We start from the raw sequence: 23,472 nt of genomic DNA, 5'->3' as shown, positions 1-23,472 counted from the left end.
GTGGGGGCATGGGGGAAGCGCTTGGCATCTTCGCACGGCAGGCGGTTGTCACGTCAGCGCCCGCGCGGATCGGCGATACTCGGGTTCAGGCAACCGCCCGCGAGGAATCCATGAGCGAACCGGAAAAGCGCATCGCCCTGTTGATCGATGCCGACAACGCGCCGGCCTCGAAGATCGACGAGGTCCTGGCTGAAGTCGCCCGCTACGGCGTGGCCAACGTGCGCCGCGCCTATGGCAACTGGAAGAGCCCACGGTTGAAGGGATGGGAGGCGGTGCTGCACGAGTACGCGATCCGCCCGATCCAGCAGTTCGCCTACAGCAAGGGCAAGAACGCCTCGGACATGGCGATGGTGATCGATGCCATGGACCTGTTGTACGCGCGCAACCTCGATGGTTTTGCCATTGTGTCCAGCGATGCCGATTTCACCCCGATGGTGATGCGCCTGCTGACCGATGGCGTGAAGGTCTATGGCTTCGGTGAAAAGAAAACGCCGGAACCGTTCGTCAACGCCTGCTCGAAGTTCACCTATCTGGAAGCGCTGGGCCAGACCCATGCCAGCGTGCAGGACGTCGAGCAATCATCGAACGAGCAGGCACCGAACGAACCGGTGGCCAATGACGATGCCCGACCGCGCAAGAGCGGCGCGGAAATGCGCAGCGATACGCGGCTGGTGAAGATGCTGCGGCGTGCGGTGTCCTCGGCCGAGGGCGAGGATGGCTGGTCGCACCTGGGCCCGGTCGGCAGCCAGATCGGCAACCAGGCCTCGTTCGACCCGCGCAACTATGGCTACGGCAAGCTCAGTGACCTGCTGGCAGCGATTGGCCTGTTCGAGCTGAAGAAGGACGGCAAGTCCTCCTACGTGCGCGCGCTGCCGAAAAAGAACAGGTAGCTCCGGCTGCTGGCCAAAGAAGAACCGGTAGTGCCGGCCGCTGGCCGGCAAGCCCCAGATGCCCGATTCCACATCCGCCACCCACATACCCACTCCGATCAGGCGTATCGTTGCCGCTCGCATTGCCAGCAAGGAAAACCCGCATGTTGAAGATCTGGGGCCGTCGCAATTCCAGCAACGTCCGCAAGGTGCTGTGGTGTGCCGAGGAGATCGGCCTGCCGTATGAATCCATCGAAGTCGGTGGCAGCCATGGCGGCACGCAGACACCGGAGTACCAGGCGATGAATCCCAACAGCCTGGTGCCGGTGATCGAGGACCATGGCCTGCCGCTGTGGGAATCGAACGCCATCGTGCGCTACCTGAGCGCGCGTTACGCGCTGGGCACGCTGTACGCCGAGGACCCGATGGAACGCGCCCAGGCCGAGAAGTGGATGGACTGGAGCACTTCGCGGATGGCGCCGATCTACAGTGACCTGATCTGGGGCATCATGCGCACCGCCCCGGCTGACCGCGACGAAGCGCGGATCAATGCCGCCATCGTGCGCGCCGGCGACTACCTGGCGATGGCCGACGCCACGTTGGCCAAACAGCCGTGGCTGTCGGGCGAGACGTTCGCGATGGGTGACATCCCGCTGGGCTCGCTGATCTATGCCTGGTTCGAACTGCCGATCCAGCGCCCGGAACTGCCACACCTGGCCGACTGGTACGCCCGCCTGCGCGAGCGGCCGGCCTACCAGCGCGGCGTGATGTCGCCGCTGACGTAAGCGAAGGCGTTCGGGGTCAGAGCCCTTTTCTGCGAAAAGGGATCCGACCCCAGGCCATCGGGGTCGGCCCCCCCGGCGGGTTCTGCGCGTGCCCTTAATACAGGTCCGTCGGATCCACATCCAGCGACCAGCGCACCTTGCGTGCTTCCGGCAGCGCGTACAGCTGCGGCACCAACTGCGAAAGCACCCCATGCAACGGCGGCCGCTGCAGCGCCGAAAGCAGCAGCTGGGTGCGCTGGTAGCCGGCACGCCGCGGCATCGGCGCCGGCATCGGCCCGTAGGCCTCGACCGCGTTCTGTTCACCCAACAACTGCCGCGCGGCCAGCAGGAAGGCATTGGCATGCTCGACCTGCTGGGCTTCGGCACGCATCAACGCCAGGTGCGCGAACGGGGGGAATCCGGCCGCTTCGCGCTGGTTCAACTCGGCCTGCGCGAACGGGTGGTAGCCGCCGCTCACCAGCGTTTCCAGCAACGGATGCCCGGGATGGTGGGTCTGCAGCCAGACTTCGCCGGGATCACGCGCGCGTCCCGCGCGTCCGGCCACCTGGATCAACTGCTGCGCCAGTTTTTCACTGGCACGGAAGTCAGCCGAGAACAGCCCTTCGTCGATGCCCACCACCACGACCAAGGTGAGCTTGGGTAGATCGTGGCCCTTGGCCAGGATCTGCGTGCCGACCAGGATGCCGGGCTGGTCACCCAGTTTCGCCAGCTGCTGTTCCAGCGCGTCGCGTCGCGAGGTGGTGCCGCGGTCGATGCGCACCACCGGGAAATCGGCGAAGGCCGCGGTGAGGTGCTCTTCCAGGCGTTCGGTGCCGATACCCTGCGGCTGCAGCGCCAGGCTGCCGCAGGCCGGGCAGGCCAGCGGTGCCGGTTGCCGCGCACCGCAGTGATGGCACTGCAGGCGACGGCCGCCGCCATGCACGGTCATCGGTGCATCGCAGCGGTTGCAGGGCGCGGTCCAGCCGCAGTCGTGGCACAGCAGCACCGGCGCGTAGCCACGGCGGTTCTTGAACACCAGCACCTGCTGGCCACGCTGCAGGTGTTCGCCGATGCCGGCCAGTACGTCGGCCGACAGACCGTCATGCAGCGGCCGCTTGCGTACATCCAGGATGCGCACGCGCGGTGGCCGCGCATCGCCGGCACGCTGCTTCAGGCGCAGGTGGGTGTAGCGCCCGGCATAGGCGTTGTGCAGGGTTTCCAGCGACGGCGTGGCGCTGCCCAGCAGCACCGGGATGCCCAATGCCTTGGCCCGCACCAGAGCGAAATCGCGCGCGTGGTAGCGGATGCCATCCTGCTGCTTGTAGCTGCCGTCGTGTTCCTCGTCGACGATCAACAGACCGGCCTGCGGCAGCGGCGTGAACACTGCCGAGCGGGTGCCGACGATGACCCGTGCTTCACCACGTGAGGCGGCCGCCCAGACGCGTGCGCGCTCGTTGTCGTTCAAGCCCGAATGCAACGCATGCACGGCGATGCCGAGGCGGCCGCGGAAGCGTGCCAGGGTCTGCGGGGTCAGGCCGATTTCCGGCACCAGCACCAGCGCCTGCCTGCCCTGTGCCAGGCAATGGATGATCGCCCGCAGGTAGACCTCGGTCTTGCCGCTGCCGGTCACGCCATCCAGCAGGAACGGCTGGAAACCCTCGACGGCGTTGATCGCGGCCACGGCTTCGGCCTGGTCCGGGTTGAGGGTGGGGCCGGGCAGCGGTTGCGCGTGCTGCGGGGCCACACTCAGGGCGACGCGCTCGGCCAGCTCACGCTTGGCCAGGCTGCGCGCGACGGTGCGCCAGTCCTGCATGCGTTCACCCAGCACGTCTTCGTCCACGGTGGCCTCGGCCAGCAGTTCGGCCAGTTGCCGCGGGCGGCTGCCAGCGCGCAGCTTGCCGCGCTGCAGGCGTCCTTCGGCGGTCAGCTGCCAGCCCCAGTGGTGGGTGTCGGGCAGGGCTTCACCATGGCGCAGCGGGCCGGGCAGGGCGGTGCTCAGCACCTCGCCCAGCGGCGCGTGGGTATAGCGCGCCAGCCATTGCAGGCTCTGCCACAGCTCGCCCTGCAGCAGCGGCTGCGGGTCGCACCAGGCCAGCGCCTGGCGCAGGCCCTGGCCGTCGTCGGTCTGGCCGTGGCCGGCCACCACGCCGACCAGCTCGCGGTTGCCGAATGGCACCCTCAGGCGGCAGCCGACCGCCACCGCGGGGGCCTCGCCCTCCGGCGACAGGTAGTCGAACAGGCGGGGCAACGGGACGGGCAGGGCGACCTGCAGGGTCGGAATCGGTGAAAGCATCGGGGCAGTGTAACGGGCCATGCGCACGCGGATGGCAGGCGCGAGGGCGACCGGGCGACGCCCGTTGAATCATAAATGTCACCTAAATATCGGTGTCCATTGGAGATTCAGTCTTATCCACATGTTCTGTGGATAAGACTGTGCGTTAACGGTCGGCGGGCGCGCAGGAGGCCGATGGCGACGGCCTCACGCTTGGGTTGGTCAAAAAATCGCCACACTTCAAAAGCAATCAAAATCAATAACTTAAGTGTGAAACATTGCTGAAACAGAGTGAATTCAGCTGGATGCCGCAGTTTCCCGTGCGAGGGCCGTGGTGCTGTGCACAACCTGCAGCACGAAGTACCTGCGGGCGCAAGTCCTGCCGGGCGTCGATGGCCTGCCGCTATCATGCCGGCAGACCTTTGGAGTGACCGATGACGGCTGTGCCCGCCCCTGTTTCCTCGACCGCGGCCGGCGCGCTGTCGGCGTTCCTGCGTGGCGTCGAACGCCGTGCCCTGGTGGTGGCTGAACTGCAGTGCGGCGAAGCCGCCCGTGCCGAACAGACCCTGGTGGCGGTGATGCGCGCCTTTGCCGCCGTCGCCAGCGACCTGCCGATGGCGCAGTGGCCGACCCGCTTCTGGACCCTGCTGGGCCAGCGTCAGGCGCTGCGCGAACCGCTGGGCGGACAGTGGGCGCCACCGTTGGCCGCGCTGGGTGAGATGGGGCCGCTGCCGCGGCTGGCGCTGTTGCTGCGGGTGGGCGGCAGCCTGGAGGAGGGCATTGCCATGCGCGTGCTCGACCAGGACGAGGCCGGTTACCAGCAGTTGCTGGCCGATGCCTGTCCGCGCGATGCCCACGGCCAGCCCGATGCCTCGGCCTGGCGGCAGCTGGCCGAGCAGGTACAGCTGCGCATCCGCGACCTGCCGGCCAAGCGCCTGCAGCAGCTGCAACAACCGGCCGCACCGGCCGCCAACAATGAAACTCCGGCCTCCAGCTGGCGCGCACCGCAGCGGGACGAGCGTGCCGCCACCAATGGAAAGCGCCGCCGTGCGAACGCCAAGCCGCGCTGGCGCGGTCCGCTGATCCTGTTGCTGACCGTGTCGGTGCTGCTGGCCGCCGCGCTGGGCTGGCGCCATTGGCAGGGCCGTGCGCTGGGTAGCGATGCACCGCTGCCGGAAGGCGTGGTGGGCGATGCCGGTCCGGTCACGGTGGAGGCGCTGCCGCCGAGCAAGGTCAACGCCGCGCCGGATGCGCCCCCGGCCCAGGCTGCCGACGACGCCACGATGTTGGCCGACCGCGACTATCCGCTGGTGGCCGATGCCGACCTGTATGCGTGGACGGCCGCTGGCGGCCCGCTGCCGGTGGACGAATCGCAATCCAAGCCGAGCCGGCCGGAGCCGGCCAGCGCCACGCTGGAAACCGCTGCTGCCGATGAATAAGACCGTGTTCGCCAGCCTGCTGCTGGCCCTGCCGCTGTCGCTGTCGGCCACGCCGCAGACCGTCAACGTGCCGCTGCCACCGCCGTCGCCTGGGATTCCGACGGTGGCGCCGACGCCCGCCGCGGCACCGTCGACGTTTGCCCACCTGGATGCCCAGCAGCAGCGCCAGCGCCGTGCCGACTACGCGGCGTGGCGGGCGTTGCCGGAAGGTGAGCGTGAGCGTATCCGCCAGGCTGCGGCGCGTTTCAGTGCGCTGCCGGCCGATCAGCAGCAGCGCCTGCGCCAGCAGTTCCAGGCGCAGGACCAGGCATTCCGCGAAGGCTGGCGGCTGGGCCCGCAGCTGGGCCTGGAATTCCCCAAGCTGCATGGTCTGTTTGGCTTCGTGCCGCCGGAACAGCGCGAGGCCGCGCTGGCCGTGCTGCGCCAGCTCAGCCCGGCGCAGCTGGCCCAGCTGACCCTGGTCGCGCAGCGCACGCCGCCGCAGGAACGCGACGCGGTGCGCAGCGCCTTCCTCGCCGTGCCAACCGCCGAGCGCGACACCTGGCTCAAGCGCCAGGCTGGGCAGTAGAAAGAAAAGGGACGGAGGGGATTAAGTCGTATTCGGCACAGTCGGGCTTGAAACGACTTAATTCCCTCCGTCCCCTTTTTCTGTTCGTAACGCGATCGCAACGCGTGATGCCGGGGCCTGCCGGAACCCAGCATTCACGCCATGTCATGGGAATGCGCGCGCTGCGCGCGTAAGATGACCGGCCGCAACCCGGTGCCTGTGCCCTTCGCGCGCAACCGCAGTTCGCGTCAAGCACCTTATGTCTACTGCAACCTCCACGCCGCGCTTCAGCAAGGAAGTCGGCGCCACCGGTCTGCTCGCCCTGCCGCTTGTGCTCGGGCATGTCTCCACCGGTCTGATCTCCTTCGTCGACAACGTCATTGCCGGCCACCACGCCACAGCGACCCTGGCCGCGGTGACCATCGGCACGGCGCTCTTGTGGCTGCCGATGTTGATCCCGATCGGTACCCTGATCTCGCTCACCGCCTCGGTGTCGCAGCTGCATGGCGCTGGCCGTGAACGCGAGATCGGCCCGCTGTTCCGCCAGGCGCTGTGGTTGGCGCTGGGCCTGGGCCTGATCATGTTCACCTTCCTCACCGTAGTGCCGCCGTTGCTGCCTGCGTTCGGCATCGCGCCGGACATCGTGCCGGGGGCGACCGCGTTCCTGCATGCGGTGCGCTGGGGTGGCCCGGCACTGACCCTGTACTTCTGCATGCGCTACCTCAGCGAGGGCATGCACTGGACCCTGCCGACCATGCTGATCGGCTTCGGCGGCCTGCTGGTGCTGGCACCAATGGGTTACGTGCTGGCCAACGGCAAGCTCGGCTTCCCGGAAATGGGTGCCGAAGGCCTCGGCATCGCCTCGGCGGTGATGATGTGGCTGCAGGCGATCGCCTTCGCCACCTACCTGTGGTTCACCAAGCGCTTCGCCCACCTGCAGCTGTTCTCGCACTTCGAAGGGCCGCGCTGGCCGGCGATCTGGGACCTGCTGCGCACCGGCCTGCCGATCGGCATCACCGTGCTGATGGAAGGTGGTCTGTTCATCGTCACCGCGCTGCTGATCGGCCGTCTGGGTGCCAATGAAGCGGCCGCACACCAGATCGCGATCAACGTCGCGCAGCTGTGCTTCATGATCCCGATGGGCGTGGCCGAGGCCACCACCGTGCGTGTCGGCCATGCGGTCGGCCGTGGCGATGGCTTCGGCGTACGCCGTGCGGCCTGGGCCGGCTACGCGATCATCATGGGTACGCAGACCCTGTCGGCGGCGGTGCTGCTGTTCGGCCATGACGCCATCGTCGGTGTCTACACCAACGACCTGGCAGTGGCCGGGCTGGCTTCGACCCTGCTGCTGTACGCGGCTACCTTCCAGTTCCCGGATGGCATCCAGGTGCTGTCGGCGGGTGCGCTGCGCGGCCTGAAGGACACCCGCGTGCCGATGTTCATCGCCATGTTCGCGTACTGGGGTCTGGGCATGCCGCTCGGCGCCGGGCTTGGCCTGGGGCTGGGCATGGGCCCGCAGGGCATGTGGATCGGCCTGATCGTCGGTCTCACCGCGGCGGCGATCCTGATGGGCTGGCGCCTGCGCCGCAGCAGCCTGCGCATCGGCCAGTCCAGCCTGTCCTGATCCGTCCCGCCCGCCCCGGCGACCCGTGGCGGGCGATCCCCTGACTTGTGTCCGATGCCGCATCACGCGGCACCGGCTATGCTGGCACTACGGCAAGAAGCCTCCCGGAGCGTTCCATGAATCAACCCGTGCCCCCGCTGCCCCCGGCGCGTCGCAACCCCGTCGCCAGTTTCTTCATCGGGCTGTGGGACGTCATGAATTTCACCCGCCGGTTGATCCTCAACCTGGTGTTCTTCGGCCTGCTGTTCCTGCTGCTGGTGATGTTCGTCATCGCCGCCGGCATGGGTGCCGGTGCCAGCAAATCGCTGCAGGACCGCACCACCCTGGTGATCGCGCCGGAAGGCCGCCTGGTCGAGCAGTTCAGCGCTGACCCGGTCAGCCGCGCACTGGCCAAAGCGGTGGGCGACAACGGTGCCGAAGAGATCCAGCTGCGTGACCTGCTGCGGGTGATCGAGTCGGCCAAGGAAGACAAGAAGATCGAGCGCGTGGTGCTGGAGCTGGACAAGCTGCAGCCGTCGGGCTTCGCGTCGCTGCGTGAAGTGGCCGCTGCGCTGCAGGACCTGCGTGCATCCGGCAAGCAGCTGGTGGCTTACAGCGAGAGCATGGGCCAGGCGCAGTACCTGCTGGCCGCGCAGGCCGATGAGGTCTACCTGGACCCGATGGGGTCGGTGGTGCTCGAGGGCCTGGGCCGCTACCGCCAGTACTTCCGCACCGGCCTGCAGGACAAGCTGGGCGTGGACGTGCACCTGTTCAAGGTGGGCGAGTACAAGTCCGCCGCCGAGCCGTACGTGCTCGACGCCGCTTCGCCGGCATCCAAGGAAGCCGATCTGTTCTGGATGAACGACGTGTGGCAGCGCTACCTGGGCGACATCGCCAAGGCCCGCCGCCTGGATCCGGCACAGCTGGCCGCCGGCATCGACACGCTGCCGGAAGGCATCTCCGCCGCCGGTGGCGACCTGGCCAAGTTCGCCCTGCAGCAGAAGCTGGTGACCTCGCTGAAGACCCGCGAGGAGTTCGAGGATCTGATGATCGAGCGCGGCGTGGCTGACGACGATGCCGACGGTGGTTTCCGCAACGTCGACTTCGGCAGCTACCTGGGCCAGCTCGATGCGCGCCGCAACCCGGTGGACTCGCGTCCGCAGGTGGCGGTGGTGGTGGCCGCCGGCGAGATCAGCGGTGGCGACCTGCCGGCCGGCCGCATCGGTGGCGAGTCGACCTCGGCACTGCTGCGTGCCGCGCGTGACGATGAGAACGTGAAGTCCGTGGTGCTGCGCGTCAATTCGCCGGGTGGTGAGGTGTTCGCCTCCGAGCAGATCCGTCGCGAAGTGGTGGCCCTGCAGGCTGCCGGCAAGCCGGTGGTGGTGTCGATGGGCGACCTGGCCGCCTCCGGTGGTTACTGGATCAGCATGAATGCCGACCGCATCTACGCCGATCCGTCGACCATCACCGGTTCGATCGGCATCTTCGGCATGGTGCCGAACTTCAGCCGCGCGCTGGACAAGATCGGCGTGCACACCGACGGCGTCGGCACGACCCGCTTCGCCGGTGCCTTCGACGTCACCCGCCCGATGGACCCGGCGGTGGGCCAGGTCATCCAGTCGGTGATCAACAAGGGTTACGCCGACTTCACCGGTCGCGTTGCCGACGCCCGCAAGAAGCCGGTCGAGGCGGTCGACGAAGTGGCCCGTGGCCGCGTGTGGAGCGGTGCGCAGGCCAAGGAACGTGGCCTGGTCGACGCCTTCGGTGGCCTGAAGGATGCGGTGGCCGATGCCGCCAGCCGTGCCAAGCTGGGCAAGGCCGATGCCTATCGCGTACGTTACATCGAGAAGGCGGCAACGCCGTTCGCGCAGTTCGTCAGCGGCTTCGCTGGCAGCCGTGCCGGTGCCTGGATGCTGTCCGACTCGGGCATGGCGCGGATGATGCTGGCGCGTGCGATGCCGGAAGTGGATACGCAGCTGCGCTTCGTCGAGAACGCGGCCCGCGACAAGGGCAACGGTGCGCCGGTGAAGGCACTGGCGTACTGCTTCTGCGGGTTCTGATCGGAAGCCATCCACGCATGGTGTGGATCTACTGAGTACGCCCGGCCCTGGCCGGGCGTTCTCGTTCATGGGGTCGGATCCCTTTGCTCCGCAAAGGGCTCTGACCCCACAGGTCATTGCGTCGCGTCGGCCTCGGCCTTCTGCTCGCGTGCTGCAGCATCCTCCACGGCCTTATGCGCGCTCTTGGCGCGGTCCAGCGGCTCATGCATCGCACGGGTTATTGCCTGCGGAGCCGGTGGCTTCTCCGGGTTGGGCGTCGGCGGCCGTTGGCACGCCGCCAGCAGCACGGCGGCCAGCAGGGACGTGGACACGATCAGGATGCGCATGGCGGCTCTCCGCAGTGGGCGTGCGTGCAGTGTCGCATTCCGGGCAGGGAGCTGCCGTGAGCGCGTATCCTTGCCGCATCGAAACACAGCGGGCGCGGCCCCGGAGGACACATGACCCAGCAACGGTGGCGCCTGGACGGCCAGACCGCCCTGATCACCGGCGCCAGCGCCGGCATCGGCCTTGCGATCGCGCATGAACTGGCTGGCTTCGGTGCCGACCTGATGATCGTCGGGCGCGATATTGACATGCTGGAGACCGCGCGCGACGAGCTGCTGGATGTGTATCCGCAGATGCAGGTGCACGCGCTGGCTGCCGATGTTTCCGATGACGAAGACCGCCGGCAGATCCTGGACTGGGTGGAAGACCATAGCGATGGCCTGCACATCCTGGTCAACAACGCCGGCGGCAACATCAGCAAAGCGGCTACCGAGTATTCCGAGGACGAGTGGCGCAACATCTTCGAGACCAACCTGTTCTCTGCGTTCGAACTGTCGCGCTACGCGCACCCGCTGCTGGCACGCCATGCCTCGTCATCCATCGTCAACGTCGGCAGCGTGTCCGGCCTGACCCATGTGCGCAGCGGCGTGGTCTACGGCATGAGCAAGGCGGCGATGCACCAGATGACCCGCAACCTGGCCGTCGAGTGGGCCGAGGATGGCATCCGGGTCAATGCGGTGGCGCCTTGGTACATCCGCACGCGGCGTACGTCCGGCCCGCTGTCGGACCCGGATTACTACGAGGAAGTGATCAACCGTACGCCGATGCGCCGCATCGGGGAGCCGGAGGAAGTGGCTGCGGCCGTGGGCTTCCTGTGCCTGCCGGCCGCCAGCTATGTCACCGGCGAGTGCATCGCGGTGGATGGTGGTTTCCTGCGCTACGGGTTCTGATCATGAGGTGGTAGTGCCGGCCGCTGGCCGGCAACCGCAGGATCTTCAGATGATTGCAGTTGCCGGCCAGCGGCCGGCACTACCGGGTGGCCGTCACCCCGGCACAGGACAGTTGCTGGCCTCCAGCACGCCCTGCAGCCGCTCGCGCTCGCTGCGTGCACCGTCGCGGTTCTCCGGTGCGGCGAAACGCTCGCGGCCTCGCGCATCGCGGAAGCGCTGCTGCCAGCCACCGCAACGCTGCGCTTCAGGCAGTTCCTCGCAGCGGTCGCGTACCACTTCGCAGCTGGCCGCATTCACCGGCGTGACGCCGCCAAGACCCTGCACCGTCAACAGTTCGCAACGCCCGGGTGAAGCCTCATACTCATGCAGGTAGCCACTTCCCTGGTTGTCGTTGCACTGGAAGATCGATGGCGGTGGTGGTTTGGATGACGCGTCCTTGGCGGCCTGGGCATCAGCATCGCGGCGCAAGGTGGCGCTGTCGAGAATCAGGTCGCCGCCTTCGCGTTCGACCATGCCCGCTTCCATGATCGTGCGCCCTTCGTCGGCGCGCCGCGGGGCTGCTGTGGCCTCAGGCGCCGCGATGGGGTCGGACGCTGCGAGCGTGGGCGCTTCGATGAGGGCCGGTGCAGGTGCAGGGGACGCTGCAACCGCCGCCGGTTGCGTGCTGGACGGATCGGGCACGCGCAGCACCTGCTGTTTGCTGCCGGCGGGGCAGGGGGTGCGTTGCAGGGTAGGGACGTCACTGCTGCCGGAAGTGCAACGGTAGATCACGCCTTCTTCGGCCAGTGCGCTGCCGGGCAGCAGCACCAGGGCCAGCCAGATCACTCTTTTCATGCACACAGCGTACAGGCTGCGAGGGTGGTTGGCGCTCAGCGCCGGCAGTCGCGCGACACGCGTGCGTCGATGCCGCGCTGTTCGTTGCTGATGGCCGTACGCTCGCTCTGCAGCGCGCTGTTGTAGCGGCGGTCCAGTTCCCAGCGGCGGTCACGCAGGCGCGCGCAGACTTCCTGCGGTGGCAGCGCATGGCAGCTGTCGCGCACCAGGACGCTGCCGGCCGGAACCTGTACCCCCATGCCCACCGAGGGCGGACGATAACCCGCGCCTTCACCGATGGGGGTCCCGACCGGTGTACCGAAGGCCGGGCGCGGTCCGGGATAGGCCGGGCCACGATGCCCATGCGGCAGCCAGACACTGGTCCACAACGGGACCCAGCGCGGATTGCCGTCGTTGTTGTCGCTGGTATAGCGCCGGCCATCCTCGGCCACGCACTCGTACATCGGCTGCGGCGGCTGGATGTAGACGTGGCGTACTTCGCGCTCGCGGATGACCGGGGTTTCGCTGGGCGGCAATGGCGTGGCGTCACTGCGCACCACACGCGGCGCAGGATCGCGCGGACGCTGAAGGTCGCGCACTTCCTGGCGGCCGCTGTTGCAGGGCGTGTCCTGCAGCGCCACGGCACCGTTGCTGGCCACGCAGCGGTATACGCGCACGTCCTCGGCGGCCGGCGCGGTCCAAGGCAGCAGCAGGCACAGGCCCAAGGTGGCTCGCAGCAGGTTCATGGCGGCAGGGTGCGCGATTGTCGGTGGCTGTGCAATCGCCGGCTCAGGAGCGCAGCACGTTGCCGCTGAGCGCGTCGCGGATCGGCGTCGGCTGGGCCAGGCCGCCGGTCTCGCCATCGAGGATGCCGTCGAGCAGGCGCAGCAGGCGTGGGTCGAGCTCCTCGCGGCTGCGTGCCGGTGGCTCGCCGGCCAGGTTGGCGCTGGTGGACACCAGCGGGCCACCCCAGGCGCGGCATAGCGCGGCCACCAGCGGGTGGGCACTGATGCGCACGGCAATGCCGCTGTGCTCGCCGGTAATCCACGGTTGGGCGCGTGGGCCGGCAGGCAGGATCCAGGTGTTGGCGCCGGGCCAGCTGGCCAGCACCGCGCGCTGGCGGGCATCGGGCAATGCCTGCAGGCGCACCCAGCCTTCCAGCTGCGCCAGCTCGGCGGCGACCAGGATCATGCCTTTCTCGATCGGGCGCTGCTTCAGCCGCAGCACCATGTGCACGGCGGCTTCGTGCGAGGGATCGCAGCCCAGGCCCCAGACCGCTTCGGTCGGATAGGCAATCACGCCGCCTGCGCGGAGCGAGGCGACAGCGGAGTCCAGGGTGAGTTCTTTCATGGCGGCGACCGGCCCGGCGTGGGCCTTCATTATCCCCCCGCTGCGTGCAGATAGGGTGGAACCAGGCACCCTGGTAGTGCCGGCCGCTGGCCGGCATCTGATGCTTCTGGGGGTTGCCGGCCAGCGGCCGGCACTATCCCTCATCCACGCAGGGCGTGGATCTACTTCGCGGCCTTCTTGACGGCCTTCTTGGCCGGCGCCTTCTTCGCAGCAGCCTTCTTCACCGCTTTCTTGGCGGGGGCCTTCTTGGCGGCGGCCTTCTTCGGTGCCGCCTCCTTCTTCACCGCTGCCTTCTTCGCAGGTGCCTTCTTGGCCGCGGCCTTCTTGCCGAAGCCCTTGCGCACCGGCTTGCCGGTTTCTTCCATCAGCTGCTGTACTTCGGTCAGGGTCAGCGACGCCGGTTCGCGATCCTTGGGGATCTTGCCGTTCATCCTGCCGTCGCTGATGTACGGGCCGAAGCGGCCGTTCAGCACCTGGATGTCGCTGCCCTCGAACTCCTTGATGATCCGGTTGCGCGCGATCTCTTCCTTCTCTTCGATCAGGAACACGGCGCGGGCCAGGTCAATGGTGTACGGGTCATCTTCCTTCTTCAGCGAGGCATAGGTGCTGCCGCGCTTGGCGAACGGGCCGAAACGACCGATGCCGACGCTGACGTCTTCGCCCTTGTCCTCACCCAGTGCGCGCGGCATCAGGAACAGCTCCAGCGCGTCTTCCAGGGTGATGGTGTGCATCGACTGGCCCGGACGAAGCGAGGCGAACTTGGGCTTCTCCTCGGCGTCCTCGGCGGTGCTGCCGATGGCCGCGTACGGCCCGAAACGGCCCAGGCGCACGCTGACCGGCTTGCCGGTCTTCGGGTCGGTGCCCAGTTCGCGTGCGCCGCTGGCCTCGGCGCGGTCGACCGATTCCTTCTTGTCTTCGACCAGTTCCTTGAACGGTCCCCAGAAGCGCGACATCAGCGGAATCCACTCTTCCTCGCCACGCGAGACGGCATCGAGCTCGTCCTCGAGCTTGGCGGTGAAGTCGTAGTCGACGTACTGGGTGAAGTGGCTGGACAGGAACTTGGATACCGCGCGGCCGACATCGGACGGGCGGAAGCTGCGGCCTTCCATTTCCACGTACTTGCGGAACAGCAGGGTCTGGATGATCGAAGCGTAGGTCGAGGGACGACCGATGCCGTACTCTTCCAGCGCCTTCACCAGCGCCGCTTCGGTGAAGCGCGGCGGCGGCTGGGTGAAGTGCTGGTCGGCCAGGATGCGCTCCAGCGGCACGCGGTCGCCGGGCTTCATCGCCGGCAGCTTGCGGCCTTCGTCCTCGTCCTCGGCGCTCTTGTTGTCCTTGCCTTCTTCGTACACGGCCAGGAAGCCGGGCACCACCACGGTGGTGCCGCTGGCGCGGAACACGTGCTCGCTGCCGGCCGACAGATCGACGCTGACGGTGTTGAGCGTGGCCGGGATCATCTGGCAGGCCACCGCACGCTTCCAGATCAGTTCGTACAGCTTGCGCTCGTCATCGGTCAGGTAGCGCGCGACCTGCGCAGGGGTGCGCAGTGCCGAGGTCGGGCGCACCGCTTCGTGCGCTTCCTGGGCGTTCTTCGACTTGGTCTGGTAGGTGTTGGGCTGATCCGGCAGCGAGGCGATGCCGTAGTCACGGGCGATCACGTCGCGGATCTCGGTCAGTGCATCCTGCGACAGGTTCACCGAGTCGGTACGCATGTACGAGATCAGGCCGACGGTGCCTTCGTCACCGATGGCCACGCCTTCGTACAGCTTCTGCGCCACCTGCATGGTCTTGCGGGTGGTGAAGCCGAGCTTGCGCGAGGCTTCCTGCTGCAGCGTGGAGGTGGTGAACGGCGGTGCCGGGCGACGCTTGCGCTCCTTGCTGGCCACGTCGGTGACGTGCAGCGCACCCTGCGCGGCCTGCTGGATGCGCAGGCGGGCCGCCTCGGCGGTGTCGCCATCGGTGACGGTGAACTGCTCGAACTTCTGCCCGTCCAGCTTGATCAGCTTGGCGTTGAAGTGCTGCGAGGGATGCGCGCACTCGGCGGCGATCGACCAGTACTCGCGGGCGATGAAGGCTTCGATCTCCTCCTCGCGCTCGACGATCATGCGCAGCGCCGGGCTCTGCACGCGGCCGGCGGACAAACCGCGCTGTACCTTGCGCCACAGCACCGGCGACAGGTTGAAACCGACCAGGTAATCCAGCGCGCGGCGCGCCTGCTGGGCATCGACCAGGTCGCTGGCGATCGCGCGCGGCTGGCTGATCGCTTCCTTGATGGCGCGCGGGGTGATCTCGGTGAAGACCACGCGCTGCATCGGCTTGTCCTTGACCAGCCCGCGTTCCTTCAGGATCTCGGCGATGTGCCAGCTGATCGCCTCACCCTCGCGATCCGGGTCGGTCGCCAGCAGGATGTCGTCGGCGCTCTTGGCGGCCTTGGCGATCGCATCGACATGCTTTTCGTTCTTGTCGATCACGTCGTAGTGCATGGCGAACCCGTTGTCCGGGTCGACTGCGCCTTCCTTCGGAATCAGGTCACGCACATGCCCATACGAGGCCAGGACGGTGTAGTCCTTGCCGAGGTATTTGTTGATCGTCTTGGCCTTGGCCGGCGATTCGACGATGAGCAGGTGCTTGGGCATGTCAGGAAAGGTCTGTGGGCGGACCGGGGGAAGGGGCCGCTAGGGTGGAGCAAACGGCCGCATTAGTGAAGCGGCCACGGGCAAATCCATAAACTGAACGCCCGGTAGTGTGCCGGGCGTTCAGGTTTCACCTTATTAGAGGAATCACGCCCGGCCAGCCCATGTCAAGCAGCGAGGCGTGAGGATGGTCGTTCATGAGGCCATCTTGGCGATGAAGCCGACCGCTGCCACCAGCAGGACCAGGCCCGCCAGCGACAGCAGGGCGGTCAGGACCAGGACCAGGATGGTGACCGTGCCCAGTTCCCGACGCTGCAGCTGCGGCTGGTCGGTATAGGCCCAGCGGTCGACCACCAGGGTGTCGCAGATCATGTCGTGCAGGCCCTGCTTGCGCTCGGTGAACGCTGCCATCAGGAAGCCGATGCCGAGGGTGAAGCTGCTCAGCAGCATGGCCCAGTAGCGACCGAAGGCGCGGGCCTTGGTCAGGCGCTCGCCGTTGCCGCGCACGACCTTGATGCCGACCGCCATCTTGCCCAGTGTGGCACCGCCCCGCGAGGCATGGAACCAGGTGTAGTAGGCCATGCCGATGCCGAGGTTGATCAACGCACTGGCCAGCTGCGCGACGATTTCGATGGACGATTCGCCACTGCCGACCGCACCCATGCTGGCGCCGAGGACCACGCCGAGGATGGCACCGATGATGCTGCCCGGGATGACCAGCACGAAGTAGTCGATCATGTAGGCCGCTACGCGCTTCCAGAAACCGGCGTAGATCACTTCGCCGCCCATCACTGGCTGTACATGGCCGGCGGTACCGGCGGCGGCCGGCGCGTTGTACGGCGAGCTGCTGATGGCGCCGGTGCCGGGCAGCGGCGCGGTGCCGTTGTCGATGGCGGCATAGTCGCCGCGCAGGTCGAAACCGCCACTGCCGGTGGCAGTGCTGGCATCGGCCAGCGTCTGCAGTCCGAGCTCGTCGACCACCTGGCGCAGCGCAGCCCACTGCGCCATGCCTTCATGCCAGACCAGGGTTTCCAGGTTCAGTTGGCCGCGCTGGAAGCGCTGGCGGATCTCCTGGACCGGCAGAGGGCCCTGGCGTTGCTGTCCTTCGGCGTAATACCACTCAGTCATTGCATGTTCCCTGTTGGGTCGTCCTTGGAGGGGCTGGCGTGCGTGCGGCTCAACCGCGGCACGACGGCGGCAGGTACTTGTCGTCGCTTTCGCCGGTGCATTCCCAGCGGCCGCTGTCGCGGTCGTATTCCAGCCACAGCAGGTCGCCGTCGATGCTCTTGCCGGGCACGGCCAGGGTGGCTTCGATACCGCAATGGCCGTTGTTGAAGCGGCCGATGTTCACCGCCGACAGGCCGGCATGGGCGAAGTCGCCAGGTGCCGGGAAGCCGGCGTCGTTGGCGCCCGGGCAACGACCTTCGTCATCGGCGAAATGCTGGACCTGGTCCTTCAGCGGTTGCAGCACGGTCACCGCGCCAGCGACCTTGGCACGCAGGGTGTAGTCGTTGTAGGCCGGCAGGGCGATCGCGGCAAGGATCGCAATGATCGGCACAAGGACCAGCAGCAGGCCGCCGCCGATGATGGCGGTGAGCGCGCAGCCGGAGAGTTTCTTTTTCGGAGGCGGCAGGGCCGTCGTCGCCGTGCTGGTGGCATAGGGTGTGGACGGCGGCAGCACGGGCGGCTGCGGCGGAGGCGGCGCTGTCGCCTCCGCTTCCGGCTCGGGTTCGGCGGCGGCCGCAGCGACATCCAGTGCCGGTACGATCAGGCCGAGTTCGTCGACGACCGTGCGCAACGGCTGCCATTGCGGCAGCCCGTCGCGCCAGACCAGGGTGTCCAGGGAGATCTGGTTGTTGCGGAACAACTCGACCAACTGTTCCGCCGGCAGCGGGCCTTGCTGCCGGTTGCCTTCTGCGTGGAACCACTCGCTCACGGGGACGCTCCTGAATGCGCTATGCCCCCAAGTGTACGGTCAGTGCAGGGGTTCTGGCTCGTCCATGAACATCTGCGTTTCCATCCAGGCATAGGCCGCTTCGGAACCGGGCTGGTTGAACAGCACCATCAGCACGACCCATTTCAGGTCATCCAGGTCCAGTTCGTCCTGGTCCAGGGCCATGGCCCGGTCCAGCACCAGCTCGCGCTGGTCGGCGTCGAGGATGCCGTGCTGTTCCAGGTACAGCAGGAAACCACGGCATTCCACGTCCAGCTTGTCCAGCTCGGGACCGTGATAGACGCGCACGGGGCCATCGATCCTCGCCTGGGCCACGCTCGGCCGCTGCGCGGCCAGGGCGTCGAGCCAGTCGAACGCCTTGTTGATCTCGGTTGGGCTGAAACCGGCCTGGATCAGGCCGTTCTGCAGCGAATCGCGGTCACGGATCAGGTCCGCATCTTCGCTGAAATAGTGTTCAAACAGGTACAGCAGTACGTCCAGGATGCTCTCTTTCATTGCCCCTCGGCCTGCGTCGCGCGACGCTGTGGAGGTGAAGAAACTAGGGAGTTCGACAGTAGCGGCCGTGTACGCACACCACGATTCCCGCCAGTTCCATGGCCAGCAGCATGGAGGACACCTGTGACGCCGTCAATCCACAGCGCGTGATCAGTGAATCCATACCGCTTGGGTTGTGGTCCAGGGCCCGCCACAAGCACTGGTAGTCAGGGTCGTCGGCCCAGCGCGCCGGCAGGAGCGCCGGCGGTGCCTGTTCAGTGGGGGTGGCCAGCCGCGATTGCAAGCCCGGCAGCTGTTGGCGCAGGGCCGGGGCCAGCAGCTCCAGCACTTCCTCGGGGCGCTCGACCAGCGCGGCACCTTCACGGATGAGGCGGTGGCAACCCGCCGCGCGTGGGTTGAGCACCGAGCCGGGCAGGGCGCAGACCTCGCGTCCGGCCTCGGCGGCCAGGCGGGCCGTGATCAGTGCGCCGGAGCGTTGCGCTGCTTCGACCACCACCGTGGCCAGCGCCAGCCCGGCCACCAGCCGGTTGCGCGCAGGGAAGTGGCCTGGACGAGCCGGTGTGCCTGGCAGGTACTCGCTGAGCACCGCGCCTTCGGCGGCGATCCGCGCCTGCAGCCGGGCATGGCTGTCCGGGTAGGCCCGGTCGGGGCCGGTGCCGATCACTGCCACGGTGCAACCGCCGGCCTCCAGCGCGGCCAGGTGGGCGGCGGCGTCGATACCCGCGGCCAGCCCGCTGGTCACCGCCAGCCCGGCTTCGACGAAGCAGCCGGCAAACCGGGCTGCCAGCGCGCGTCCGCCCGGTGTCGGCGAGCGGCTGCCGACCAGCGCCACCGACGGGCGCCAGGCCAGGCTGGGGTCGCCGGCCACGAACAGTGCCAGCGGCGGGTTGGGGACGTCCAGCAGGGACGGAGGAAAGGCCGGATCGCTGAAGGCCAGCAGATGCTGGCTGTCGCCCTGCAGCCAGCGCAGGCCCGTCGCCCAGGTCCGCGTATCGGGGCGCTCCAGTGCCGCGCACTGTTCCGGCGTGCAGCCGTGCGCGCGCCAGTTCGCGGCGCCCTGCGCGATCGCAATCTCCGCGCTGCCTGCGGCCTGCAGCAGGGCCCGCCGTGGCGCCAGCGCGCCGCCTGCCATCAACAGGCGCAGCAGCGCCTCGTCAGCTTGGTTGGTCATCCCCCCACTATCGAGTGCATACAACAAAGGCGCCCTAGGGCGCCTTCGCATGTGGCTGTCAGACTTTGCCGGAGGTGTCTGCCGGCCAGCGGCCGGCACTACCTGCAGTGGCCGGGCAACCCGGGACTGGTTACTTCGCGTCCGGGTGCAGGGCGTTGTAACCCACGCGCACCGGCTTCACACCCTGCATCACCAGCGCGTAGCTGACGTTGTCGAAGGTACGGAACACCATCGCGTGCGCAGCATATTCGTCTGGCAGCGAGACCCGGCCGGCGCCGCTGCTGAGCGAGTCGTCCATGCGTGACGAGGTCGGGTACTTCATGCGGTGCGCCACATGGCGGCCCGGCCGCCACAGCGAGAACACCGTGCCGTTGTCCACGCCCTGGGCACGACCGGCCGAAATCGCGATCACGTCGCGCGGGCCCCCGGCGGTGAACATGTCGGTGACAGCCAGCACGCGCACATCGACGCCTTCGACACCCGCAGCCGGTACATGCGGCACGAACTGCAGGTCGTACGGTTTCGCCTCGATCGGGACCAGTCGGTCGCCGACACGCACTTCGCGGCCGCCCACGTTCTTGTCCAGCACCAGGGTGGAGGCCTCGACCTTGCCGTCGGCAACCCGGGTGATGGTGCCGGTGGCAAGCTGGGCCAGCTCGTAGCCGAGCACGCCGCGACGCGCGTTCGGTGCGCTGTAGGCTTTCCACAGGTTGCCGCTGCCCGGGGTGACGTCGCCATTGGCAGACAGGTCCTCGGTCGGCTTGGGCTGTGCATAGCGTACCGTCGGGCGGACCACGGCCCAGCGCTGGCCCAGCTGGGCGTCAGCCAGCCGCACGTAGGCGGTATCGCCGCCGGAAACGCGCAGGCGGCTGTCTTCCAGGCTGACCACCTGGGGCAGCTGCTCGATGCTGTCGACCACGCTCAGCTGCTTCAGGAACGGCTCGACCTGGGCCAGCGGAATGGCGTCGATCGGAGCCTCCTGGCGCGGGCCGGGCTGGGCTGCCACGGTCACCCGGTCCAGATAGGCCAGGCTGAGCACGTCACCGGGATAGATCAGGTGCGGATTGGCGATCTGCGGATTGGCCTGCCAGATCTCCGGCCACAGCCACGGCTTCTGCAGGAAACGTGCGGCGATATCCCACAACGTATCCCCTTTTCGGACCACATAGGTGTCCGGGTGCCCGCCATTCACTTCCACGGCGGTAGCATAGGCAGCCACGGTCAGCATCGCCGCGGCGACGACCGTACGAAAACGAAGCAACATAGGTGTGAAGCCCTGATTCCCCAACAGGTCCGCGCACTATAGTCCAGAAACCGGGGCGCAAGGCAAGCGTTGCAGCTAGAATCTGCGACGTATGCCGGCGTGCCGGCCCCCAATCCGGAAACTGCCATGGCTCTTCTCCCCATTCTCGAGTTCCCCGATCCGCGCCTGCGTACCAAGGCTGCGTTGATCGACGCTGCCGAAGTCACCACGCCGGCCTTCCAGGAACTGGTCGACAACATGTTCCAGACCATGTACGACGCACCGGGCATCGGCCTGGCCGCCACCCAGGTGGACGTGCACAAGCGCTTCATGGTCATCGATGTCAGTGAAGAAAAGAATGAACCGCATGTGTTCATCAACCCGGAAATCGTCGCCAAGGACGGGGGCCGGGTGTACCAGGAAGGCTGCCTGTCGGTGCCGGGCATCTTCGCCGACGTGACCCGCGCCGACACCATCACCGTGAAGTACCTGGACCGTGATGGCCAGCAGCAGGAGCTGGAGGCCGGCGAAGTGCTGGCCACCTGCATCCAGCACGAGATGGACCACCTGGACGGCAAGCTGTTCATCGACTATCTGTCGCCGCTCAAGCGCGAGATGGTGCGCAAGAAGCTGGCCAAGCAGCGCAAGCACGTGGCGTGATCGCCAATCCGGGCCGCCCTTGGGGTGGCCCGTGCCTGCGCGGCACGCGCGGGCTGTACGGCGCCGGCCGACGGCGCCGTTTTTCTTTCCTGCACGAATCCATCCTGCAAGTGGGGTAGCCATGAGGATTGTCTTTGCCGGTACGCCGGAATTCGCGGTGTCGTCGCTGCGCGCGGCCGCGCGCCATCACGAGGTCGTCGCTGTCTACACCCAGCCTGATCGCCCCGCCGGCCGTGGCCGTGGCCTGGCGCCGTCGCCGGTCAAGCTTGAAGCCGTGGCCCGTGGCATTCCGGTCTACCAGCCCGAGTCGTTGAAGGACGAGGCCGCCCAGCAGCAGCTGCGCGACCTGCAACCGGATCTGATGGTGGTGGTGGCCTACGGCCTGATCCTGCCCAAGGCGGTGCTGGCCATTCCGACCCATGGCTGCTGGAACGTGCATGCCTCGCTGCTGCCGCGCTGGCGCGGTGCCGCGCCGATCCAGCGTGCGATCCAGGCCGGCGATACGAAGACCGGCGTGTGCCTGATGCAGATGGAGGCTGGCCTGGATACCGGCCCGGTGCTGCTGCACCAGGAGCTCCCGATCGCCACCACCGATACCGGTGGGCAGCTGCACGACAAGCTGGCCGAACTCGGCGCGCAGGTGCTGTCTGATGGCCTGGGCCTGCTGCGCGCGGGCATCAAGCCGGTCGCGCGGCCGCAGCCGGAGCAGGGCGTGACCTACGCGCACAAGCTGGACAAGGCCGAGGCCCGGCTGGACTGGGTACTGGATGCCGGCGCGCTGGCGCGCACCGTGCGCGCGTTCAACCCGTGGCCGATCGCCGAGGCGAGCCTGGCTGGCGAACGCGTGCGCATCCATGGCGCAGTGGCGCTGGATCTGGCCCATGGCCAGGCGCCGGGCACGGTGCTGGCGGCCAGCCGCGACGGTATCGACATCGCCTGCGGCCAGGGCGCGCTGCGCCTGCGCGTGCTGCAGCGTGAGGGTGGCAAGGCGATCACCGCCGCCGACTACCTCAACGCCCGCCGCGACCTGCGCGTGGGGGCATAAGCGGTGTCGAAGCAGAACGATTTCTCCGTCGCCAAGGCGGCGCCGGGCGCGGCCACGCGCATGCTGGCCGCACGCGTGCTGGCACAGGTGTTCACCCGTGGCCGTTCGCTGAAGGCCGAACTGGCCTGGGCGCTGCCCAAGCTGGCTGACAGCCGCGACCGCGCACTGCTGGAAGCGCTGTGTTTCGCGGTCCTGCGCCGTCGCAGCACCTATGACGCTGCCCTGCAGGGCTGGATGCAGAAGCCGCTGTCGGCCCGCGATGCCGACCTGCGCACGCTGCTGATGGTCGGGTTCGCCCAGCTGGACGTGCTGGAGCTGCCTGCGCATGCGGCACTGTCGGCCACGGTCGATGCCGCGCGCGCGCTGGGCCGCGAGCGCCAGGCCGGCCTGGTCAACGCAATCCTGCGCCGCGCACAGCGCGAGGGTTTCCCGGAGCAGCCCGCACGCGACGCCTTCCCGGAATGGTTGGCCGATGCGGTGGAACGCGATTGGCCGGCACAGGCCGACGCGATCTTCAGCGCCAGCCTGCAACCGGCGCCCCTGTGGCTGCGCGCCAACCGCCAGCAGGGCGGCCGTGACAAGGCACTGGCAGCGCTGGCCGAAGCCGGCATCGCTGCCGAAGCAAGTACGCTCAGTACAGATGCGTTGCGGCTGGCGGTTCCCGTTGCGGTGAACCAGCTGCCGGGGTTCGCCGAAGGCGCGTTGTCGGTGCAGGACCTGTCGGCGCAATGCGCGGCCGATGCCCTGGCGCCGGCGTCTGGTGCGCGCGTGCTGGATGCCTGCGCGGCACCCGGCGGCAAGTCCGCGCATCTGCTTGAACGCGATCCGAGCCTGCGCCTGCTGGCACTGGATATCGATGCCCGCCGCCTGGCGCGCGCACGCGATACCTACATCCGCACCGGCGTGGGTGAGCACGTACAGACCCTGGCCGCAGATGCCAGTGATCCCGGTTCATGGTGGGATGGCGTGCCGTTCGACGCGATCCTGCTGGATGCGCCGTGCTCGGCCACCGGCGTGATCCGCCGCCAGCCGGATGTGATGTTCCACCGCCGTGCCGAGGACATCGACGCGCTGGTCGGCGTGCAGGCGCGCTTGCTGGAAGCCTGCTGGTCGATGCTGCGCCCGGGCGGCGTGCTGCTGTATGCCACCTGTTCGATCCTGCGCGCCGAGAACATCGATCAGGTGCGCGCGTTCCTGAAGTGGCATCCGGATGCCGTGGCGCAGCCGCTCGGCGACGCGTTCGGCGTGGATTGCGAAGGGGTTGCACGCCAGCGGCTGCCGGGTGAAAACGACGCTGACGGTTTCTTCTACGCGCGTCTGCTAAAAACAGCCTGACCCCC

Annotated in this window: 21 protein-coding genes; 10 read left to right on the top strand and 11 right to left on the bottom strand. The window is 67.8% G+C overall.

The annotated features are described in order from the left end of the window. Positions 1 to 110: 110 nt before the first annotated feature. Both AC3ITW_RS19790 and AC3ITW_RS19785 read left to right on the top strand, forming a co-directional pair. Positions 111 to 890 (top strand): NYN domain-containing protein, encoded by a 780-nt coding sequence (locus tag AC3ITW_RS19790; protein WP_012512235.1) that lies wholly within the window; start codon positions 111 to 113, stop codon positions 888 to 890. A gap of 143 nt (positions 891 to 1,033) precedes the next feature. After that, a complete protein-coding gene (locus AC3ITW_RS19785; protein WP_012512234.1) occupies positions 1,034 to 1,654 on the top strand; it encodes a glutathione S-transferase family protein in 621 nt (206 codons plus the stop codon). Between the two features lie 94 nt (positions 1,655 to 1,748). Here AC3ITW_RS19785 and AC3ITW_RS19780 read toward each other — a convergent pair whose 3' ends face one another. Next, positions 1,749 to 3,926: a primosomal protein N' gene (locus AC3ITW_RS19780; RefSeq protein ID WP_100469679.1), complete on the bottom strand. Its 2,178-nt coding sequence runs from the start codon at positions 3,924 to 3,926 to the stop codon at positions 1,749 to 1,751. 413 nt (positions 3,927 to 4,339) lie between these two features. Here AC3ITW_RS19780 and AC3ITW_RS19775 point away from each other — a divergent pair, with 413 nt between their 5' ends. The 4 genes from AC3ITW_RS19775 (at position 4,340) to sppA (ending at position 9,554) form a co-directional block, all read left to right on the top strand. After that, positions 4,340 to 5,344 (top strand): hypothetical protein, encoded by a 1,005-nt coding sequence (locus tag AC3ITW_RS19775; protein WP_100435308.1) that lies wholly within the window; start codon positions 4,340 to 4,342, stop codon positions 5,342 to 5,344. Then, a complete protein-coding gene (locus AC3ITW_RS19770) occupies positions 5,337 to 5,912 on the top strand; it encodes a DUF3106 domain-containing protein (RefSeq protein WP_100435307.1) in 576 nt (191 codons plus the stop codon). Before AC3ITW_RS19775 ends, AC3ITW_RS19770 begins: the two co-directional genes overlap by 8 nt. A 238-nt stretch (positions 5,913 to 6,150) precedes the next feature. After that, entirely contained in the window at positions 6,151 to 7,515 is a 1,365-nt protein-coding gene (locus AC3ITW_RS19765) for an MATE family efflux transporter (protein WP_006396212.1), read from the top strand. Positions 7,516 to 7,631: 116 nt separating this feature from the next. Next, on the top strand, positions 7,632 to 9,554 hold the full coding sequence (gene sppA, locus AC3ITW_RS19760) for a signal peptide peptidase SppA (protein WP_100435306.1): 1,923 nt from the start codon (positions 7,632 to 7,634) through the stop codon (positions 9,552 to 9,554). Between the two features lie 113 nt (positions 9,555 to 9,667). Here sppA and AC3ITW_RS19755 read toward each other — a convergent pair whose 3' ends face one another. Beyond that, on the bottom strand, positions 9,668 to 9,880 hold the full coding sequence (locus AC3ITW_RS19755) for a hypothetical protein (RefSeq protein ID WP_100435305.1): 213 nt from the start codon (positions 9,878 to 9,880) through the stop codon (positions 9,668 to 9,670). Positions 9,881 to 9,991: 111 nt separating this feature from the next. Here AC3ITW_RS19755 and AC3ITW_RS19750 point away from each other — a divergent pair, with 111 nt between their 5' ends. Further along, positions 9,992 to 10,768, top strand: coding sequence for an SDR family oxidoreductase (locus tag AC3ITW_RS19750; RefSeq protein WP_012512228.1), 777 nt, complete (start codon positions 9,992 to 9,994; stop codon positions 10,766 to 10,768). Positions 10,769 to 10,861: 93 nt separating this feature from the next. Here AC3ITW_RS19750 and AC3ITW_RS19745 read toward each other — a convergent pair whose 3' ends face one another. From AC3ITW_RS19745 to AC3ITW_RS19705, 9 genes are all read right to left on the bottom strand, one after another. Next, a complete protein-coding gene (locus AC3ITW_RS19745) occupies positions 10,862 to 11,602 on the bottom strand; it encodes a hypothetical protein (protein WP_100435304.1) in 741 nt (246 codons plus the stop codon). A 35-nt stretch (positions 11,603 to 11,637) separates the two neighbouring features. Beyond that, positions 11,638 to 12,327: a DUF4124 domain-containing protein gene (locus tag AC3ITW_RS19740; protein ID WP_448123463.1), complete on the bottom strand. Its 690-nt coding sequence runs from the start codon at positions 12,325 to 12,327 to the stop codon at positions 11,638 to 11,640. 43 nt (positions 12,328 to 12,370) lie between these two features. Then, positions 12,371 to 12,961, bottom strand: a complete 591-nt coding sequence (gene tsaC / locus AC3ITW_RS19735; RefSeq protein WP_080103106.1) for an L-threonylcarbamoyladenylate synthase type 1 TsaC — start codon at positions 12,959 to 12,961, stop codon at positions 12,371 to 12,373. A gap of 131 nt (positions 12,962 to 13,092) precedes the next feature. Next, the gene (locus AC3ITW_RS19730; protein ID WP_100435302.1) at positions 13,093 to 15,567 is read right to left on the bottom strand and encodes a DNA topoisomerase I; all 2,475 of its coding nucleotides are present in this window, start codon (positions 15,565 to 15,567) and stop codon (positions 13,093 to 13,095) included. Between the two features lie 192 nt (positions 15,568 to 15,759). Further along, positions 15,760 to 16,692, bottom strand: a complete 933-nt coding sequence (locus AC3ITW_RS19725; RefSeq protein ID WP_489389863.1) for an RDD family protein — start codon at positions 16,690 to 16,692, stop codon at positions 15,760 to 15,762. Positions 16,693 to 16,741: 49 nt separating this feature from the next. After that, positions 16,742 to 17,500, bottom strand: a complete 759-nt coding sequence (locus tag AC3ITW_RS19720) for a pilin (protein WP_100435301.1) — start codon at positions 17,498 to 17,500, stop codon at positions 16,742 to 16,744. Positions 17,501 to 17,539: 39 nt separating this feature from the next. Further along, the gene (locus tag AC3ITW_RS19715; RefSeq protein ID WP_489389862.1) at positions 17,540 to 18,013 is read right to left on the bottom strand and encodes a DUF494 family protein; all 474 of its coding nucleotides are present in this window, start codon (positions 18,011 to 18,013) and stop codon (positions 17,540 to 17,542) included. 43 nt (positions 18,014 to 18,056) lie between these two features. Further along, complete coding sequence (gene dprA, locus AC3ITW_RS19710; protein WP_012512222.1) at positions 18,057 to 19,184, bottom strand: DNA-processing protein DprA; 1,128 nt, start codon at positions 19,182 to 19,184, stop codon at positions 18,057 to 18,059. A gap of 130 nt (positions 19,185 to 19,314) precedes the next feature. Next, positions 19,315 to 20,448, bottom strand: a complete 1,134-nt coding sequence (locus AC3ITW_RS19705; protein WP_006395834.1) for a LysM peptidoglycan-binding domain-containing protein — start codon at positions 20,446 to 20,448, stop codon at positions 19,315 to 19,317. A gap of 126 nt (positions 20,449 to 20,574) precedes the next feature. Here AC3ITW_RS19705 and def point away from each other — a divergent pair, with 126 nt between their 5' ends. The 3 genes from def to rsmB all read left to right on the top strand — a co-directional run bounded on the left by def (position 20,575) and on the right by rsmB (position 23,467). Continuing rightward, complete coding sequence (gene def, locus AC3ITW_RS19700; protein ID WP_006395832.1) at positions 20,575 to 21,087, top strand: peptide deformylase; 513 nt, start codon at positions 20,575 to 20,577, stop codon at positions 21,085 to 21,087. 121 nt (positions 21,088 to 21,208) lie between these two features. Beyond that, positions 21,209 to 22,132 carry a methionyl-tRNA formyltransferase gene (fmt, locus tag AC3ITW_RS19695; protein ID WP_006395830.1) on the top strand — a complete coding sequence of 308 codons (924 nt, stop codon included), beginning with the start codon at positions 21,209 to 21,211 and terminating at the stop codon, positions 22,130 to 22,132. Positions 22,133 to 22,135: 3 nt separating this feature from the next. Then, complete coding sequence (gene rsmB / locus AC3ITW_RS19690) at positions 22,136 to 23,467, top strand: 16S rRNA (cytosine(967)-C(5))-methyltransferase RsmB (RefSeq protein WP_489389861.1); 1,332 nt, start codon at positions 22,136 to 22,138, stop codon at positions 23,465 to 23,467. The last annotated feature ends 5 nt before the right edge of the window (positions 23,468 to 23,472 follow it).

It is taken from the genome of Stenotrophomonas sp. KH_052, assembly GCF_057838755.1.
The sequence above is the reverse complement of the archived record's forward strand: the minus strand, read 5'-3'. Positions and strand labels throughout refer to the sequence as shown.

What these genes read in the sequence shown, in the direction of transcription:
- AC3ITW_RS19715 (WP_489389862.1), bottom strand. Translation starts at nt 18,013, where the DNA reads ATGAAAGAGAGCATCCTGGACGTACTGCTGTACCTGTTTGAACACTAT.
- AC3ITW_RS19755 (WP_100435305.1), bottom strand. Translation starts at nt 9,880, where the DNA reads ATGCGCATCCTGATCGTGTCCACGTCCCTGCTGGCCGCCGTGCTGCTG.
- AC3ITW_RS19725 (WP_489389863.1), bottom strand. Translation starts at nt 16,692, where the DNA reads ATGACTGAGTGGTATTACGCCGAAGGACAGCAACGCCAGGGCCCTCTG.
- AC3ITW_RS19780 (WP_100469679.1), bottom strand. Translation starts at nt 3,926, where the DNA reads ATGCTTTCACCGATTCCGACCCTGCAGGTCGCCCTGCCCGTCCCGTTG.
- fmt (WP_006395830.1), top strand. Translation starts at nt 21,209, where the DNA reads ATGAGGATTGTCTTTGCCGGTACGCCGGAATTCGCGGTGTCGTCGCTG.
- AC3ITW_RS19730 (WP_100435302.1), bottom strand. Translation starts at nt 15,567, where the DNA reads ATGCCCAAGCACCTGCTCATCGTCGAATCGCCGGCCAAGGCCAAGACG.
- tsaC (WP_080103106.1), bottom strand. Translation starts at nt 12,961, where the DNA reads ATGAAGGCCCACGCCGGGCCGGTCGCCGCCATGAAAGAACTCACCCTG.
- AC3ITW_RS19765 (WP_006396212.1), top strand. Translation starts at nt 6,151, where the DNA reads ATGTCTACTGCAACCTCCACGCCGCGCTTCAGCAAGGAAGTCGGCGCC.
- AC3ITW_RS19790 (WP_012512235.1), top strand. Translation starts at nt 111, where the DNA reads ATGAGCGAACCGGAAAAGCGCATCGCCCTGTTGATCGATGCCGACAAC.
- def (WP_006395832.1), top strand. Translation starts at nt 20,575, where the DNA reads ATGGCTCTTCTCCCCATTCTCGAGTTCCCCGATCCGCGCCTGCGTACC.
- AC3ITW_RS19785 (WP_012512234.1), top strand. Translation starts at nt 1,034, where the DNA reads ATGTTGAAGATCTGGGGCCGTCGCAATTCCAGCAACGTCCGCAAGGTG.
- AC3ITW_RS19705 (WP_006395834.1), bottom strand. Translation starts at nt 20,448, where the DNA reads ATGTTGCTTCGTTTTCGTACGGTCGTCGCCGCGGCGATGCTGACCGTG.
- sppA (WP_100435306.1), top strand. Translation starts at nt 7,632, where the DNA reads ATGAATCAACCCGTGCCCCCGCTGCCCCCGGCGCGTCGCAACCCCGTC.
- AC3ITW_RS19775 (WP_100435308.1), top strand. Translation starts at nt 4,340, where the DNA reads ATGACGGCTGTGCCCGCCCCTGTTTCCTCGACCGCGGCCGGCGCGCTG.
- dprA (WP_012512222.1), bottom strand. Translation starts at nt 19,184, where the DNA reads ATGACCAACCAAGCTGACGAGGCGCTGCTGCGCCTGTTGATGGCAGGC.
- AC3ITW_RS19740 (WP_448123463.1), bottom strand. Translation starts at nt 12,327, where the DNA reads ATGAACCTGCTGCGAGCCACCTTGGGCCTGTGCCTGCTGCTGCCTTGG.
- AC3ITW_RS19770 (WP_100435307.1), top strand. Translation starts at nt 5,337, where the DNA reads ATGAATAAGACCGTGTTCGCCAGCCTGCTGCTGGCCCTGCCGCTGTCG.
- AC3ITW_RS19745 (WP_100435304.1), bottom strand. Translation starts at nt 11,602, where the DNA reads ATGAAAAGAGTGATCTGGCTGGCCCTGGTGCTGCTGCCCGGCAGCGCA.
- AC3ITW_RS19750 (WP_012512228.1), top strand. Translation starts at nt 9,992, where the DNA reads ATGACCCAGCAACGGTGGCGCCTGGACGGCCAGACCGCCCTGATCACC.